Raw genomic sequence first — 17,295 nt, 5'->3', positions numbered from 1 at the left:
CAGAGATGACAGAATTCGCTTCCACCGAGTCCCACACCACACCGGTGCTCCGGCAGACGAACGTCCGCAGCACCTATCGGTTGCAACTGCGACCGGACGCGTTGACCTTCGCCGATGCCCGTGCGATCGCGGAATACCTGCAGCAACTGGGCATCTCGCATCTGTATCTGTCCCCGGTCATGAGTGCGATGCGCGGTTCCGCGCACGGCTACGACGTCACCGATCCGACGACGGTGTCCGCCGCACTGGGCGGCCCGTCCGGGCTCAAGGCGCTGTCGGACGAGTTGCGCAGTCGCGGAATGGGTTTGATCGTCGATCTGGTGCCGAACCACGTCGGGGTGAGCGATCCCCGGCAGAACCCGTGGTGGTGGGACGTGCTGTGCCACGGCCGCAAATCCCAGTTCGCCCACTTCTTCGACATCGACTGGTCTCCGAGCAACGGCGCGGGCGGGCGCCTGGCGCTGCCGATGCTGCAGAACGAGAACGATCCGGCCGCGCTGACCGTCGATCGCAGCGGCCCGGAACCGATGCTGGCACTGCACGATCTGCGCTTCCCGATCGCCCCGGGCACCGACGGGGAGAACGCGCTGCGGATCCACGACAAGCAGCACTACCGCCTGGTCAGCTGGAAGGCCGGGATCTGCACCTACCGCCGGTTCTTCTCGGTGTCGAGCCTGGCGGCGATCCGGCAGGAGGATCCGGCGGTCTTCGAGATCACCCATCGCGAACTGTCCGCCTGGTGTGAACACGATGTGATCGACGGTGTGCGCGTGGATCATCCGGACGGCCTGGCCCATCCTGCGGCTTATCTGGCCCGCCTGCGGCGGCTGATCGGCCCGCATCGGCTGCTGCTGGTGGAGAAGGTGCTCTCCAATCGCGAGCCGCTGGACGCGATGCTGCCCATCGACGGCACCACCGGCTACGACGCGCTGGCGGATCTGGGCGGGGTGCTGATCGATGCGGACGGCGAGAAGGCTCTCACCGAGCTGTCGCGCAAGTACTGCGGGCACGGCAGCAACGGCGCGTGGATCGGCAACAACGAACACCGCATCAAACGCGCCGTGGCCGAGACGATGCTGGTGCCCGAGATCCGCAGGCTCGTCGCCGCGATCAAGTGCGACGCGGGAGTCAGCGGCATCGACACCGTGCCGATCAGCGATATGGCGCTGACCAACGCCACCATCGAGGTGCTCTCGTTCATGCCGGTGTACCGCACCGACTACGCACCGCTGGCGGGCATGATCACCGCGGTGGTCCAGAAGGTGTGCAAACGCAACAGCGAGCTGACCGCACCACTGTCGGTGCTGGTCACCGCGCTGGCGGCGAACGGCGAGGCGGCCGTGCGGCTGCATCAGGTGTGCGGGGCGGTGACCGCCAAGGCGGTCGAGGACACCATGTACTACCAGGGCGCGCGACTGGTCTCGCTGCAGGAGGTGGGCGGCAATCCGGCCCGGTTCGGCCGGTCGGTGCTGGAGTTCCATCTCGCCAATTCCGAACGCGCCCAACGCTGGCCCGCCACGATGACGACGCTGAGCACGCACGACACCAAACGCGGCGAGGACGTGCGCGCCCGGATCGGGGTGCTGTCCCAGGCCGCGGAACTGTGGGCCGAATCGGTGCCCCGCTGGTTCGAGAACACTCCGCCGCCGGACGAGGCGACGGCGCTGTTCCTGCTGCAGAACATGTTCGGCATGTGGCCCAACGACGGGCGGCCCGCCGCGACGGTCGCAGGCCTGCGCGAGCGGCTACATCTGTTCGCGGAGAAGTCTGCTCGCGAGGCGGGCACCAAAACCTCCTGGGAGGAACCGGATCTCGAGTTCGAGTCCGCGCTGCACCAGTGGATCGACGCGGTGATCGACGGCCAGGTCGGCGGCGGACTGTCGGAGACGGTGATCAAGCTCGCGCCGCACGCGTGGTCGGATGCGTTGTCGCAGAAGCTGCTTCAGCTCTGCGGCCCCGGCATCCCGGACATCTACCAGGGTTGTGAACTCTGGGAGGATTCACTGGTCGATCCGGACAACCGTCGCCCGGTCGATTTCGGCCATCGTCTGTCGATGCTGCAATCGCTCACCGGCACACCGGAATTGGATTCCAGCGGCGCGGCCAAGATGTGGATCGTGGCCTACGCGCTGTGGCTCCGGCGCGAACGTCCCGAATGTTTCGCCGGCGGGGCGTACACGCCGCTGTTCGCCGCGGGCGACCGCGCCGGACATCTGATCGCCTACGCCCGCGGCCGGGTCGACGAGCCGCCGCAGGTGATCGCGGCCGCCACCCGCCACAGCGTCCGGTTGAACGAAACCGGCTGGGGCGATGCGGCATTGGACCTACCGCCGGGCACCTGGACCGATCGCCTCACCGGGCACACCTTCACCACTCGCGTTCGCCTGGAGAAGCTGTTCACCCGGCTACCGGTAGCGCTGCTGGTGCGCTGAGGACGTCGCGCCCGGCGGCGATCAGGCCGGGATCTCCTCCGGGGCGGGCGAATCCGTGGTCTCCACGTGACTCGTGGCCTCCACGGGGATGCGGTCACCGCACTCCTGCGCCCAGCGCTGCACGTTCGGCGGGTTGTATTCCGTATGCGGTTTCGCGCAGGAAGCCAGGTACACCCGCTTGTCCTCGGGCGCGGCGAGCCGACGCCAGGCGTCCCGGTAGAACCGCGGATTGCGCGGATGGAACAGCAGTCCGATCAGGTTCGTGAACCGGTAGCCCAGGGTGAGATTGTCGCTCGGGCGCACCGCCCCGGTGGCGGTGTCGCCGCGCTCGAAGATCTTGGCCAGCAGGTCGTCGTCGAATTCCAGACCCTGTTCGCGCGCCTCGCGCACCATCCACTGCAACGTCCGGTCCGAGAGCCGGCTGTCGGGCATTCCGCCGCCGATATCGGTGTGGCAGCCCTCGAACCACACCTGCTTGACCCGATCGGGCCGCTGCTGGGTGACCCCGGCCTCGTCGGTGACCTCCCACAGGCAGGGCTCGTAGATGCGTCGCCGCTCGTCGACGGCCAGTGCCTGACGCGCGGTGTGCACGCCCGGCGACAGCCGCAGATCGTGGAACCGATAGCGCCACGAGGTGATTCCGGGAACGCCCATCGCGCCGACGGTGTCGAAGACGCCGACGAACTTGACCGGCACCGGACTCTGGCAGTAGCGGGTGCGGAATTCGGCCCACTCGGGCGGATCCGCATCGTCCGGATGTTCCTTGCGCTGCCGGAAGATCCGCATCGCCTCCGGATACCGGCCGTCGATCATCGCCTCGGCGGTCAGCAGACCGATCCGGTTGATCAGACCGGTGAGACTGCGGGCGATGTAGGCGCCGCGGCTGAATCCGAAGACGAAGATCTCGTCACCGGGCTCCCAGTTCAGCACCAGCTGCCAGTACATGGTGGACAGCCCGGCGTCCAGGCCGAGCCCGAACGCACCGCCGATGTACTTGTCGAGAAGGTACCCGCGCGAGCCGGGCCCGTCGGTGTAGAACACCCGCTGCCCGACCGAACCCCCGGCTTCCGCCGTGGCGTCCAACCGGACCGATTCCGCGATCTTGACGACGTTGGACACCAACGGATTGCTCGCCGATCCCCAGGTGCCGTCACAGCACACAACCAGACGTTTCATAGGTGGATCCTCCCGCCCCACGCATAAGCCTTGCGCGCGTAGCGAACTACCCGAATCGTCCCGGGGATCTCGCGCACACGCACATCATTCCCCCAAAACCCCTCCCGTACACACTGGTTTTCGGCATCGGGCACGCGTATCCGACACGGCCGGACTGCTATCAGATGCCCTTTCGCGCGGACCTCCGACCACCTCCGGCGATTCCTGTCGTACCGGGGGCATAATCTCTACCCGTGTCAGCCTCGGGATTCGTTCACCTCCACAACCACACCGAGTACTCGATGCTCGACGGCGCGGCGAAGATAACGCCCCTGTTCAAGGAGGCCGAGCGGCTCGGAATGACCGCCGTCGGCATGACCGACCACGGCAACATGTTCGGCGCCTCGGAGTTCTACAACTCGGCCAAGAAGCAGGGCATCAAGCCGATCATCGGCATCGAGGCGTACATCGCGCCCGAGTCCCGCTTCAACACCAAACGTGTCCAGTGGGGTGATCCGAGCCAGAAGGGTGACGACGTCTCGGGTTCGGGCGCCTACACCCACATGACGATGGTCGCGGAGAACGCGACCGGTCTGCGCAACCTGTTCAAGCTCTCCTCGCTGGCCTCGATCGAGGGTCAGCTCGGCAAGTGGTCGCGAATGGACGCGGAGATCATCGCCGAGCACGCCGAGGGCATCATCGCCACCACCGGCTGCCCCTCGGGCGAGGTGCAGACCCGGCTGCGCCTGGGACATGAGCGCGAGGCGCTCGAGGCCGCGGCCAAATGGCAGGAGATCTTCGGCAAGGAGAACTTCTTCCTCGAGGTGATGGACCACGGTCTGTCCATCGAGACGCGCGTGCGCCAGGGCCTGCTCGAGGTCGGCCGGAAGCTGGACATTCCCGCGCTGGCCACCAACGACTGCCACTACGTGCACGAGACCGACTCCACCAACCACGAAGCGCTGCTGTGCATTCAGACCGGTAAGACGCTCTCGGACCCGACCCGCTTCAAATTCGACGGCAGCGGCTACTACCTCAAGTCCGCCGACGAGATGCGCGCGATCTGGGACGCCGAGGTGCCCGGCGCCTGCGACAACACGGTGCGGATCGGCGAGCGGGTGCAGTCCTACGACGACGTGTGGACGCACCGCGACCGGATGCCGATCTTCCCGGTTCCCGAGGGGCACGATCAGGCCAGCTGGCTGCGTGAGGAAGTGCGCCGCGGTCTGGATCGCCGCTTTCCGGGTGGCCCGCCGCAGAAGTACATCGATCAGGTCGACTACGAGATCGGCGTCATCCTGGAGATGGGCTTCCCGGCCTACTTCCTGGTCGTCGGCGACCTGATCAACCACGCCCGCGAGGTCGGCATCCGTGTCGGCCCCGGCCGTGGCTCCGCGGCAGGTTCGCTGGTCGCCTTCGCACTGGGCATCACCAATATCGACCCGCTGCCGCACGGTCTGCTGTTCGAGCGGTTCCTGAACCCCGAGCGCGTGTCGATGCCCGATATCGATATCGACTTCGACGATCGCCGCCGCGGTGAGATGGTGCGCTACGCCGCGGAGAAGTGGGGCACCGACCGGGTCGCCCAGGTCATCACCTTCGGCACCATCAAAACCAAGGCCGCGCTGAAGGATTCGGCCCGAGTCCTGCACGGTCAGCCCGGTTTCGCCATCGCCGACCAGATCACCAAGGCGCTGCCGCCGCCGATCATGGCCAAGGACATCTCGGTCTCGGGCATCACCGATCCCGAGCACGAGCGGTACAAGGAAGCCGCCGAGGTCCGCACCCTGATCGAGACCAATCCGGAGATCGCCAAGATCTACCAGACGGCCAAGGGACTCGAGGGCCTGATCCGCAACGCCGGCGTACACGCCTGCGCGGTCATCATGTCCTCCGAGCCGCTCACCGACGCGATCCCGGTGTGGAAGCGCGCGCAGGACGGCGCCATCATCACCGGCTGGGACTACCCCTCCTGTGAGGCCATCGGCCTGCTGAAGATGGACTTCCTGGGCCTGCGCAACCTGACGGTGATCGGTGACGCGCTGGACAACATCAAGGCCAACCGCGGCGTCGACCTGGATATGGACACGCTGCCGCTGGACGATCCGTCCACCTTCGAATTGCTGTCGCGCGGTGACACTCTCGGCGTGTTCCAGCTCGATGGTGGGCCCATGCGAGATCTGCTGCGCCGCATGCAGCCCACCGCGTTCGAGGACATCGTGGCGGTCGGCGCGCTGTACCGCCCCGGCCCGATGGGCATGAACGCGCACAACGACTACGCCGACCGCAAGAACGACCGGCAAGAGGTCAAGCCGATCCATCCGGAGCTCGAGGAGCCGCTGAAGGACATCCTGGGCGAGACCTTCGGCCTGATCGTCTACCAAGAGCAGATCATGCACGTCGCGCAGAAGGTGGCCGGATACTCGCTCGGTCGAGCGGACATTCTGCGCCGCGCGATGGGTAAGAAGAAAGCCGAGGTCCTCGAGGCGGAGTTCGAGGGCTTCGAGAAGGGCATGCTGGAGAACGGATTCTCCAAGGCCTCGATCAAGGCGCTGTGGGACACCATCCTCCCGTTCGCCGGATACGCGTTCAACAAATCGCACGCCGCCGCCTACGGCCTGGTGTCGTACTGGACCGCGTATCTGAAGGCGAACTATCCGGCCGAATACATGGCCGCCCTGCTCACCAGCGTCGGCGACGACAAGGACAAGGCCGCGGTCTACCTGTCCGACTGCCGCCGCCTCGGGATCACGGTGCTGCCGCCGGATGTGAACGAGTCCGAGCACAACTTCGCCTCGGTCGGCGCGGATATCCGGTTCGGACTGGGTGCGGTGCGCAACGTCGGCGCGAACGTGGTGGCCTCGATCATCTCCGCCCGCAAGGAGAAGTCGAAGTACACCGACTTCTCCGATTACCTGAACAAGATCGACACCGTCGCCTGCACCAAGAAGGTCACCGAATCCCTCATCAAGGCAGGCGCTTTCGACTCGCTCGATCATCCCCGCAAGGGTCTGCTGCTGGTGCACTCCGATGCCATCGACGCGGTGATGTCCACCAAGAAGGCCGAGGCGATCGGCCAGTTCGACCTGTTCGGCGGGCTGGACGACGGTGACGAATCGATGGCCTCGGTCTTCGATGTGAAGGTGCCCGACGAGGAGTGGGAGTCCAAGCACAAGCTCGCGCTGGAGCGGGAGATGCTGGGGCTGTACGTGTCCGGGCATCCGCTCAACGGTGTCGAGCACGTCCTCGCGGCACAGGCGGATACGCCGATTCCGTCAATTCTGCAGGGCGATGTCAAGGACGGCGCGCAGGTCACCATCGGCGGCATCCTGGCCTCGGTGAACCGTCGCGTCAACAAGAACGGCCTGCCCTGGGCCTCGGCCCAGCTCGAGGATCTCACCGGTGGGATCGAGGTGCTGTTCTTCCCGCAGTCCTATTCGGTGTACGGCATGGACGTCGTCGACGACGCGGTGGTGCTGGTCAAGGCCCGCGTCTCGGTCCGCGACGACCGCATCTCCCTGATCGCCAACGATCTGGTGGTACCGGATCTGTCCGCGATCGGCGTGGAGAAACCCCTCGCCGTCACCATCCCGACCCGCCTGTGCACCCCGGACAAGGTCAGTGCCCTCAAGCGCGTGCTGTCCAGCCACCCCGGCACCGCCGACGTCCACATCCGCCACATCGGATCCCGGGAGAAGACCACCCTGCTCAAGGTCGCCGACAACCTGCGCGTCTCCCCGTCCTCGGCGCTCATGGGCGACCTGAAGGCACTGCTCGGCCCGGGTTGCCTGGCGAGTTAGCCGATAGATTCAACGACAGAGCCTCCGCATCCGACCGATGGATGCGGAGGCTCTGTCGTTTCGGCGCAGCTGCGTGCGGATGCGCCGGGACGGCTCGATCGGCAGGGGAACCTAGCGCGGCGGGGCGGTGCTTTCGCGGACTACGATGGTGGGCACGACCGGAGGCGGTTCGGGGACGTCGGTGTCGGATTCGAGGAGTTGGAGCAGCAGTTGCATGCTGCGACGGCCGACCTCGTCGAAGTCCTGGCGCATGGTGGTCAGCGGCGGGGTCAGGTAGGCGGCTTCGGGGATGTCGTCGAAGCCGACGACCGAGATGTCTTCCGGGACACGGATGCCGCGTTCAGCGAAGGCGCGCAGCAGGCCCAGGGCCATCTGGTCGTTGGCCGCGAAGACCGCGGTGACCCCGGTCTGCGCGGCCAGCACCACGCCCGCCTCGTAGCCCGAGCGCGCGCTCCAGTCGCCGCCGATCAGCGGTGGGATCTCCGCACCGGCCGCCTCCAGGGCGCGCCGCCAGCCCTCCGCACGGTCGCGCGCCTCGAGCCAACCGGCCGGGCCGGAGACGTGCCAGACCGTGCGATGTCCCAGGTCCAGCAGGTGCTGCACGGCCAGCCGGGTGCCCTCGAACTGGTCCACCGCCGCGGCGGGGAGTCCGGCGTCCTGTCCGGCCTCGACCGCGACCACGACCAGTTGGCGGGGCATCGAGTGCAATGCGGCCGCGGTGGTCTGCTGCGGCGCGATGACGATCACCCCGTCCACTCCCTGATCGGCGAGGGTGTTGACCGCCGCCAGCACACTGGGCCGGTCCACGGTCTCCAGAGTGGCGATGCTGACGCCGTAACCCGCTGCGCGCGCGGCCCTTTCGATACCCAGCATCATCGATGCGGGACCGAAGAGCACGGTGTCGAAGGTGACCACGCCCAGCACCTTGGAACGGCGGCTGACCAGGCCACGGGCCATCGCATTGGGGCGATAGCCCAGCGCTTCGACAGCGGCCAGGACGCGTTCGCGCGTTTCGGCGCGGACCTGCGGGCTGTCGTTCAGCACCCGCGAGACGGTCTGATGTGACACACCGGCCAGTTTGGCCACATCCGTCATCACCGCCGGACGGCCTGCCTTTCCCGGGGGGCGCCCGTTCCGGTCTCTCACATCCCCACCTTCCGTGCCGGACTACCGGCGTCGATCCATGATTCAGGTTAGCGCCCGCGCCTGCCGCACCCACCGGCCGCCCGTGACGAGGCGAATCACCCTGCGCCTCAAGCGATACCGGTGGCGGCACAGCTCGCGTCGTTGCGGAGCCGGATTCCGGACAAGACAATGTTAACGATCACACGGCCGGAATCCGGGGATCCGAACCGCCGAGCTCGAACACGAGCCGGAAGCGACTGCCGCCCAAGACATCCCGTCGCACATCGCGACACACCGGGGTGAAGGTTCAACATCAACAGCGTTTCGTCGAGAAACGCGGCTTCGTTACACGCGGAGAGAAACCTGGAAACCTCACGTCGGACACGACCCGCCACGTAAAATCCGCCGGTACCGGACGCGTACCGCGCCGACAGGAATGCGGCGAGTCAGCGAGCCGGACGGTTCGAGCGAACGACGACGGCCGCGATCCAGCGCGCTGCGGCGACCATGGCCGCGGTAAGGACGGCGACCTGCGGCGACCCGGTAACCAGCACCAATACGAGACCGGCCACCACCCCGAGGGCCAGCGCCTCGAGTTTGTACAGCGGCCACTGCGAGCCGGCGATGTCGACCTTCCGGACACCGCGGGCGACGGTCTGCGGGGGGTTCACCACGGTCATCTTGTCAGGGTACACGGATTACCAAGTTCGGGCCACCGAACTTTTCTTTCCAGATTGCCGGAGGCCGGCGAGGTCATCGCGGGGACCGGCGGTTATCGGGCCGTCTTCCCGGCCGATGCGGGCACGGCAGGCGCACGCGACCCTCCGGCGCGGCCCGGATAGCATGTTCGGGTGTCCCAACCGCTTGATATCGCAGAAAAGCTGACCGGTCCGCTGCCCGAACTGAGCGCGGACGAGATCGACGCGGCCGCCAAGCGAATTTCGGACATTATCGAGCCGACCCCACTACAGCGGATCGAACGGCTCTCGGCGCTGACGGGTGCGGAGGTCTACGTCAAGCGCGAGGACCTCACGGCCGTGCGCTCCTACAAACTCCGCGGGGCGTACAACCTGATCGTGCAGCTCACCGATGCCGAACGAGCGGCCGGGGTGGTGACGGCCAGCGCCGGGAACCACGCCCAGGGCGTCGCGTTCGCCTGCCGCGCGATGGGCATCGCCGGGCGCATCTACGTACCGACCACGACACCGAAGCAGAAACGCGACCGGATCCGGGCGCACGGCGGCGAATTCGTGGAACTGCTCGCCATCGGCGACACGTTCGACGCCGCGGCCGCCGCGGCCGCCGCGGATGTGGCCCGCACGGGCGCGACGATGGTGCCGCCCTTCGACGATCCCCGCACCGCCGCCGGACAGGGCACCATCGCCGCCGAGATCCTCGAACAGCTCGGCCGCGCACCGGATCTGGTGATCATCCCGGTCGGCGGCGGCGGCTGCCTCGCCGGGATCGGCACCTACCTGCGCGCACGCTCCCCCGCCACCGCCATTCTCGCGGTGGAACCGGCGGGAGCCGCCTCCATGACCGCCGCCCTGGTGGCCGGTGGACCGGTGACCCTGCCCGAGGTCGACCCGTTCGTCGACGGTGCGGCGGTGCGGCGGATCGGCGATCTGCCCTACGCCGCGGTCTCCGGATTCGGCGGCCGGGTCATCTCGCACGCCTCGCTGCCCCTGCTGACCGCGACCGAATCCCCCAGGGGCGCAGGCTCTTTCCGCATGATGCTGGTGGACGAGGGCGCGATCTGCACGGCCATGCTGGAGCTGTACCAGAACGAGGGCATCATCGCCGAACCCGCGGGTGCGTTGTCGGTGGCCGGCCTGGCCGAGATCGGCGTCACGCCGGGTTCGACCGTGGTGTGCCTGATTTCGGGCGGTAACAACGACGTCTCGCGCTACGGCGAGGTCATCGAGCGATCGCTCGTACATCAGGGCCTGAAGCACTATTTCCTGGTGGACTTCCCGCAGGAGCCGGGTGCGCTGCGCCGGTTCCTGGACCAGGTCCTGGGCCCGGACGACGACATCACCCTGTTCGAATACGTCAAGCGGAACAACCGGGAGACCGGCGCCGCACTGGTCGGCGTCCAACTCGGTTCCCCCGACGGTCTGCACTCCCTGCTCGAGCGCATGCACGCCTCCCCGCTACAGTGCGAACGCCTCGATCCCGGCTCACCCGCGTACCGCTACCTCACCTAGCCCCGCGCCCGGGAAGAGTCGTGCGCGCACGCTCAGCGCATATCGCGGGGGCTGGCTCCGAAACGGCCGCGGAATGCGGTACTGAATGCGCTGGCGGACCCGAAGCCGAGGTCGGCCGCGAGAGCGCTGATGCTGCGATTGCGGTATGCGGGGTCCTGCAGTCGCACATAGGCGAGTTGCAGGCGTTCTTCCCTGATCAGCTCGCGCGGTGTCGTCCCGGCCCGTTGCAGAGTGAGCTGGATCTGGCGCAGGGACCAGCCCAGAGCGCGCGCGACGGCGGCGCCGGTCAACTCCGGGTCGTGGGCGTGAGTACGGACATGGTGCCGGATCGCGGCTTCCACGTCCTCGAGGTGACCGGATTCGGTGGGATGGTCACCGAGGATGTGCATGCACAGCAGATCGACCAGCCGGCTTGACACGGCATCGAATTGGCGGCGGCCGAGGGAGTCGTGCTCGGTGAACAGCGTGGTGGCCATCTCGGCGACGACTCGTCCGAGCCCGGTGGTGAAATCCAGGATCTGTTCCGGCGCTGCGCGATTCAGCCGATGATCGATCTCGGGCCGCCGGATGGTCATGACCAGCCCCTCGGTGTCGTCCCCCTGGGCGTAGGCGAACGGCTGGTCGACGGTCACCAGACAGCCGATGCCCGGCGGCAGCGGCGCGTGCCGACCGTCCTGCCAGAGCGTCATGCGCCCGGCGGTGGGCAGCAGCAATCGGTAGTCCTCGTCGGAGTCGACGCGTACCTGCCCGGGAGTGCGGTAGTAGGCGACAGCGTCGCATCGCCATCCCACGATCTGGTAGTTGCGCGTCCGCCGCACGGCGGTGCGCCCGTGAAAGTGCTTGCGGGGGAAGGCGTATCCGAAGATCCTGCCCTGGTGGGACTGGAGCGCCGCGGCCCAGTAATCGGTGCGTTCGTGCGGCAGGACCGACTGGGTGGTCACCGACTCGGTGAAATCGGTCCTGTCGGTCATCCGCTCAACTCCTGGTTGTGATGCACATATCGCTGCGCACCACGGCAATTCTCGTGCGCTCAGCGGAAATCGGGGCCCGGTGCAGCAGTCTACGGCGTCTTTCCAGCGCCGCACCTCCGCGACGAAAGCCCGAACATGCGGCCGATGACGAGGACTGAACCAGACGGACGACGAGCAGGCCGAGCGGACGCCCGCCCGCAACGCGGGTCAGGCGGCGCCCAAGGACTCGTTGACGTCCCCGAGCGGCGGAACCGCGCGGGCACCGCGCACGACCAGCGGAAGGATCCAGCTGGAAGCGATCTGGTCCCAGGCGAACCGGCTTCCGTGCAGGCGGTTGTGCACGAACCCGACGGACAGGCCCTGACGCGGCTCGGCCCAGCCGAACGATCCGCCCAGGCCGATGTGACCGAATCCGGCGCGCGATCCGGTGGTCGGCATCGAGTGGTAGCCCAGATGCCACATCATCGGCATGTAGAACAGCGTGCGGTCCAGACGGTAGGTCTCCACCTGACGCAGCGCGCGCACGGTGCGCGCGGACAGGTACCTGCGGCCGCCGATCATGCCGTCACCGAGCGCGCTGTACAGGGTGGCCAGTGCGGACGCGGTGCATACACCGTTGCCCGCACCCATCTCGGTGTCGAGAATCGGCGGCTCCACACCCTCGAGGATGGTCTCCACACCCGGCAGGAACAGTGATCGCGTGGCCGCACCGAGAGTGCCGGGAATTCCGTAGGCGTGGCCGAAGAACATCGCGCCCAGCGGCGCGCGCACCGCCGACAACCGCGAACCGGTCAGTGCCGCAATGGTTGTCGGCGAGCCCTGCGGCGGCCGGCCGAGATGGATACCGTCGATGCCGAGCGGTTCTGCGACCTCGATGCGGAAGAGTTCGGCCATGCTGCGGCCGGTGATCGCGCGGGCCAGCCCGGCCAGCAACCAGCCGAAGGTGAGCGCGTGATACGCCGGGACGCCCAGCAGCCGGTCGGGCGAGGCCGCGGCCAGGCGCTGTTCCATCAGCTCGTGGTCGAGCACGTCGTCGGCCCCGACCGCTATCGAGGGCAGCGAGGAGAGTCCGGCGCGGTGGGTCAGCAAGCGCCGCACCGTGATTCGTTCTTTTCCGGCGACGCCGAAATCCGGCCAGTACTCGGCGACGGGCGCGTCGTAGTCCAGCAGGCCGCGATCGGCGAGCCGGTGCACGACCGTGGCGGCGACTCCCTTGGTGGCGGAGAAGACGATGGCGCCGGTATCGCGTGTCCAATCGGTGCCGGGCGATGCCTGCCCGGTCCAGATGTCCACGAGCGGTTCGCCGTGCCGCATGACCGTGAGACTGCCTCCCGCACCGGGGCGGCCGCCCACGAAGGTCGCGAAGGCGCGCACCAGCGGCGCGAATCCGGCAACCGCAGATCCACGCACCCCTTCGGGCATGGCCGCGAGGCCGGAAGAGAAAGCGTCGTTGCTCACATCTCCACCGTACGGGTGTCCGGTTCGTCCGGCTACGCTGAGTTATGCGATTGTTGCGGGTCCTGGGCCTGATTCTGCTGATCATCGCGGCCGCGGACGGCGCACCGCAGGCTCGTCGGCCCACTCCGGAAGATACCGAAGATCCCGTGGCGGGCGACTGGACCGGGACGCTCGAGATCCCCGGGCAGCCGCTCGCGCTGGGCATCACCCTCGACGACGACAGCGCGACGCTCTCGATTCCGGCCCAGAGCCTGTTCGCACACCCGCTCGCACAGGTGCATGCCTCGCCGGACAAGGTCGCCTTCAGCATTCCCGGGCTGCCCGGCGCGCCCGCCTTCGACGGCCACTACGACGCCGTGCGTTCGGTGATCACCGGGACGTTCACCCAGTCCGGCCACGAGTTGCCGCTGACGCTGCATCGCGGCACCGTCCCGGTGCCGCCGCGTCCGCAGGAACCGGCCCCGCCCTGGCCCTACCGCTCCGCGGACGTGACGTACCGCAGCGGCGAGATCACCATCGCCGGAACGCTCACACTCCCGTCGACACCCGGTCCGCATCCGGCGGTGATCCTGCTCAACGGCAGCGGAAAGAACGACCGGAACGAGGAAGTCTTCGGGCACAAACCTTTTCTGCTGCTGGCCGATACGCTGACCCGGGCCGGATATGCGGTGCTGCGCACCGACAAGCGCGGTGTCGGCGGCACGAGCGGTGTGTTGGCCGACGCCGACTACAACGATCTGGCCGGGGACGTCGTCGCGGGAGTGGATTTCCTGCGTTCGCAGCGAGACATCGACCCCGAACTCATCGGATTGCTCGGGCACAGCGAGGGCGGCTACCTCGCGCCGCTGGTCGCCGCAGAGCCCCAGAACCGGATCGCATTCGTGATCACCATGGCCGGTCCGGCGGCCTCCGGTAAGGAGGTTCTGCTCGCGCAGAATCGCGCGTTGCTCGCCGTCCGCAACGCATCCGCGGACGAGGTCGCCGCGCAGATCGGCTTCGTGGACACCCTCACCACACTCCTGCTCGACGGCGATCCGGACCAGGCCCGGCAGTACGTCATCGAACACAACGCCGCCCTCCCGCCGGAGCAGCGCCAGCCCGAATCCGCCGTCGAACGGATCGTCAACGCGAACTTCGCCTCGTTCGTGGGCTGCGACCCGGCTTCGGCTCTGCAAGCCCTGCGCATGCCCGTGCTGGCGTTCTACGGTTCGAAGGATCTGCAGGTTCCGGTCGATCAGAACGCGCCGTTGGCCCGGACTGTCCTGGCCGCCGACCCCGATGCCGACGTGCACGTCTTCGACGGCCTCAACCACCTCATGCAGCCCGCGAGCACGGGCAGTCCGAACGAATACGGGCAGAGCGAGATCACCATCGCGCCGGAGGTTCTGGCATACGTCACCGATTGGCTCGGCCGTCGCGTCCCACCGGTGATCACAGGCCGGTAGCGGGCCCGTCGTTCATCTCGGGATCACTGTCCGGTGGGTACACCAGCCAGGAGTGCGAACGAGTGCGCGGGAAGCATTGTGTGCGAATCGGTTTGCTGTACGGGATCCCAGACCAGTAGCGGGTCGCCGGTGATCGGCAGCTGCACCGGACGCTGGGACAGATTGCAGACGAGGTGGATACCGTTGCGGTGCACGATGAGCCAGCGTTCGGTCTCGTCGTACTCGACGGTGAGGCGGTCCAGCCGGGGGTCGGCGAGGCCCGGCTGGGTGCGGCGCAGGGTCAGTAGTGCGCGGTAGCAGTTCAGCAGGCGGGTGTGGGTGGGTTTCTCCGGCTCGGACCAGTCCAGTTTCGAGCGATGGAACGTGGCCGGGTCCTGCGGATCGGGGATATCCGCGGCAGGCCAGCCGTGATCGGCGAACTCCGCGACACGACCTTCGGCGACCGCGGCGGCCAGCTCCGGCTCGGGGTGAGAAGTGAAGTACTGGAAGGGGGTTCGCGCGCCCCACTCCTCCCCCATGAACAGCATCGGCGTATACGGCGAGGTCAGGATCAGGGCCGCCTTCACCGCGAGCTGACCGTCTGTGAGATAGGCCGACGGGCGATCACCGAGGGCTCGATTGCCGATCTGGTCGTGGGTGCAGGTGTACCCCAGCAGGGCGCTGCCCGGTACGGTCCGCGTGTCCAATGGTCGGCCGTGGACCCTGCCACGGAAGCTGGAATATGTTGCGGCGTGGAAGAATCCGTTCCGCAGGGTATTCGCCAGACAACGCATCGAGCCGAAATCTGCGTAATATCCCTGCCTTTCACCCGATACCGCGGCGTGCACGGCGTGGTGCAGATCGTCGTTCCACTGGCCGTGCAGACCGAAACCGCCTGCCGCACGCGGGGTTATCAGGCGCGGATCGTTCAGATCACTCTCCGCGATCAGAGTCAGCGGGCGGCCGAGCCGGGCGGACAACGCGGCGGTCTCGGTGGCCAACTCCTCCAGCAGCCCGATCGCGCGATGGTCCACCAGGGCGTGCACCGCATCCAATCGCAGTGCGTCGATGTGGAATTCATCGAACCAGCGCAGCGCGTTACCGATGATGTAGCGGCGCACCTCGTCCGAATCGGGCCCGTCCAGATTCAGGCGCTGTCCCCATGTGTTCGATTCCGCACCGAGGTACGGCCCGAACCTCGGCAGATAGTTGCCCGATGGACCGAGATGGTTGTAGACGACGTCCAGCGCAACCGCCAAACCCCTTCCGTGGCAGGCGTTCACGAATCGTTGCAGGCCGTCGGGGCCACCATACGGTTCGTGCACCGCGTACCACAGCACACCGTCGTATCCCCAGTTCCACACCCCGTTGAAGGCGTTCACCGGCATCAACTCGACAGTGGTCACCCCCAGCTCCACCAGATGCCCCAGCCGCTCGACCGCTGCGTCGAACGTCCCCTCCGGCGTGAACGTCCCGACATGCAGCTCGTAGAACACCGAACCCGCCAATTGCCTCCCAGTCCAACCCGAATCGGTCCACCCCACCGGATCCGGCGCATACCGAGCCGACCGACCGTGCACCCCGTCCGGCTGCCGCGGCGATCGCGGATCCGGCAACACCACCGAATCGTCGTCGAGCAGAAACCCATACCGCGCCCCCACCCCGGCATCAACGTCCCCCGACCACCACCCACCCGCATCAACCCGCATCGGATGAACCACCCCGTCCACCTCGACCCGCACCCGCCCCGCCCCCGGCGCCCACGCCTCGAACCGACTCACACCCGCACCTCTCCCATTGCTTCGCCAGGCCGGACGCGCGCTCGACCGCGTATGCGGAGCCGCTCATCGTCGGACAACCGCCGCACCGTGACCTGCGAGCGTCGCAGGCCGTCCAGGTCGAGTGCGTGCACACTCTCCTCGCGGGGCGTCACGCTGCGCATCTCGGCGAGCTGTCCGCGCCGCAGCTCCAGGACGTCCGGGCTGGTCAGGTCGTCGATGCGGATCTCCACCAGCCTCACGGTACCGAGGGCCGGATGCGGATCCGGCAGCCATCCGCCGCAAGATCGCAACTCACGACGGTGGGTGGTGGCAGAGTCGAGGTATGGGTATCTACAGCGAACGGGTGCTGCCGCGGATCGTCGATGTGGCGTGTGGGCGGGCGCAGCACGATGGGCTTCGTCGGCGGACGGTGGCGGGGCTGCGTGGGCGGGTCGTGGAGATCGGGTTCGGGTCCGGGCGCAATGTGCCGTTCTATCCCGAGGCGGTGGAATCGGTGAGCGCGGTGGAACCGGCCGATCTGGGGTGGCGCCTGGCGAAGGAGCGGCTGGCCGCGGCGACGGTGCCGGTGCAGCGGGCCGGGCTGGACGGGCAGTCGCTGCCGTTCGCGGACAACAGTTTCGACACGGCGCTGTCGACGTGGACCATGTGCACGATTCCGGATGTCGATGCGGCACTTCAGGAATTGCGCCGGGTGCTGGTGCCGGGCGGGACGCTGCACTTCGTGGAGCACGGACTCGCGCCGGACGCCCCGGTACAGACCTGGCAGCATCGCCTGGATCCGGTGCAGCGCACGCTGTTCGGGGGATGTCATCTGGACCGTGATATCCGCGGCACGCTCGAACGCGCCGGATTCGAGATCCAGGACATCGACTGCTTCTACGAACAGCCGGGGCCGAAATTCCTTGCCGCACTGAGCCTCGGGGTCGCCGCGTCGGCATGACC

The 17,295-nt window shown here is 67.5% G+C and carries 12 protein-coding genes; 5 read left to right on the top strand and 7 right to left on the bottom strand.

The genetic code is table 11. From position 1 onward, the window contains the following. Window positions 1–5: 5 nt before the first annotated feature. The gene (gene treY, locus ON40_RS10915; protein WP_051192983.1) at window positions 6–2,432 is read left to right on the top strand and encodes a malto-oligosyltrehalose synthase; all 2,427 of its coding nucleotides are present in this window, start codon (window positions 6–8) and stop codon (window positions 2,430–2,432) included. Between the two features lie 21 nt (window positions 2,433–2,453). Here treY and ON40_RS10910 read toward each other — a convergent pair whose 3' ends face one another. Next, the gene (locus tag ON40_RS10910) at window positions 2,454–3,608 is read right to left on the bottom strand and encodes a T6SS phospholipase effector Tle1-like catalytic domain-containing protein (RefSeq protein ID WP_051192958.1); all 1,155 of its coding nucleotides are present in this window, start codon (window positions 3,606–3,608) and stop codon (window positions 2,454–2,456) included. A 233-nt stretch (window positions 3,609–3,841) separates the two neighbouring features. On the opposite strand from ON40_RS10910, the gene dnaE reads away from it, so the two are divergent. Then, complete coding sequence (dnaE, locus tag ON40_RS10905; RefSeq protein ID WP_040821219.1) at window positions 3,842–7,387, top strand: DNA polymerase III subunit alpha; 3,546 nt, start codon at window positions 3,842–3,844, stop codon at window positions 7,385–7,387. Window positions 7,388–7,498: 111 nt separating this feature from the next. Here the strand turns inward: dnaE and ON40_RS10900 are convergent, their stop codons facing one another. After that, window positions 7,499–8,533 (bottom strand): LacI family DNA-binding transcriptional regulator, encoded by a 1,035-nt coding sequence (locus tag ON40_RS10900; RefSeq protein ID WP_245567752.1) that lies wholly within the window; start codon window positions 8,531–8,533, stop codon window positions 7,499–7,501. Window positions 8,534–8,958: 425 nt separating this feature from the next. After that, window positions 8,959–9,192 carry a hypothetical protein gene (locus ON40_RS10895; RefSeq protein WP_040821214.1) on the bottom strand — a complete coding sequence of 78 codons (234 nt, stop codon included), beginning with the start codon at window positions 9,190–9,192 and terminating at the stop codon, window positions 8,959–8,961. A gap of 171 nt (window positions 9,193–9,363) precedes the next feature. Here ON40_RS10895 and ilvA point away from each other — a divergent pair, with 171 nt between their 5' ends. Further along, on the top strand, window positions 9,364–10,719 hold the full coding sequence (ilvA, locus tag ON40_RS10890; protein WP_051192957.1) for a threonine ammonia-lyase IlvA: 1,356 nt from the start codon (window positions 9,364–9,366) through the stop codon (window positions 10,717–10,719). Between the two features lie 32 nt (window positions 10,720–10,751). Here the strand turns inward: ilvA and ON40_RS10885 are convergent, their stop codons facing one another. Beyond that, entirely contained in the window at window positions 10,752–11,690 is a 939-nt protein-coding gene (locus ON40_RS10885) for an AraC family transcriptional regulator (RefSeq protein ID WP_040821212.1), read from the bottom strand. A gap of 207 nt (window positions 11,691–11,897) precedes the next feature. Beyond that, window positions 11,898–13,148, bottom strand: coding sequence for a serine hydrolase domain-containing protein (locus tag ON40_RS10880; RefSeq protein WP_174435029.1), 1,251 nt, complete (start codon window positions 13,146–13,148; stop codon window positions 11,898–11,900). Between the two features lie 44 nt (window positions 13,149–13,192). On the opposite strand from ON40_RS10880, the gene ON40_RS10875 reads away from it, so the two are divergent. Beyond that, window positions 13,193–14,593, top strand: a complete 1,401-nt coding sequence (locus ON40_RS10875) for an alpha/beta hydrolase family protein (protein WP_040821209.1) — start codon at window positions 13,193–13,195, stop codon at window positions 14,591–14,593. A gap of 23 nt (window positions 14,594–14,616) precedes the next feature. Here ON40_RS10875 and treZ read toward each other — a convergent pair whose 3' ends face one another. Next, window positions 14,617–16,353, bottom strand: a complete 1,737-nt coding sequence (gene treZ, locus ON40_RS10870) for a malto-oligosyltrehalose trehalohydrolase (RefSeq protein WP_040821206.1) — start codon at window positions 16,351–16,353, stop codon at window positions 14,617–14,619. After that, window positions 16,350–16,583, bottom strand: a complete 234-nt coding sequence (locus ON40_RS10865) for a hypothetical protein (protein ID WP_157186265.1) — start codon at window positions 16,581–16,583, stop codon at window positions 16,350–16,352. Before ON40_RS10865 ends, treZ begins: the two co-directional genes overlap by 4 nt. 92 nt (window positions 16,584–16,675) lie before the next feature. Between ON40_RS10865 and ON40_RS10860 the strand changes: the two genes are divergently transcribed. Next, complete coding sequence (locus ON40_RS10860; protein ID WP_040821199.1) at window positions 16,676–17,293, top strand: class I SAM-dependent methyltransferase; 618 nt, start codon at window positions 16,676–16,678, stop codon at window positions 17,291–17,293. The last annotated feature ends 2 nt before the right edge of the window (window positions 17,294–17,295 follow it).

The organism is Nocardia jiangxiensis NBRC 101359 (assembly GCF_000308615.1).
Taxonomy (GTDB): domain Bacteria; phylum Actinomycetota; class Actinomycetes; order Mycobacteriales; family Mycobacteriaceae; genus Nocardia; species Nocardia jiangxiensis.
This window is presented reverse-complemented; position numbering and strand designations above follow the sequence as displayed.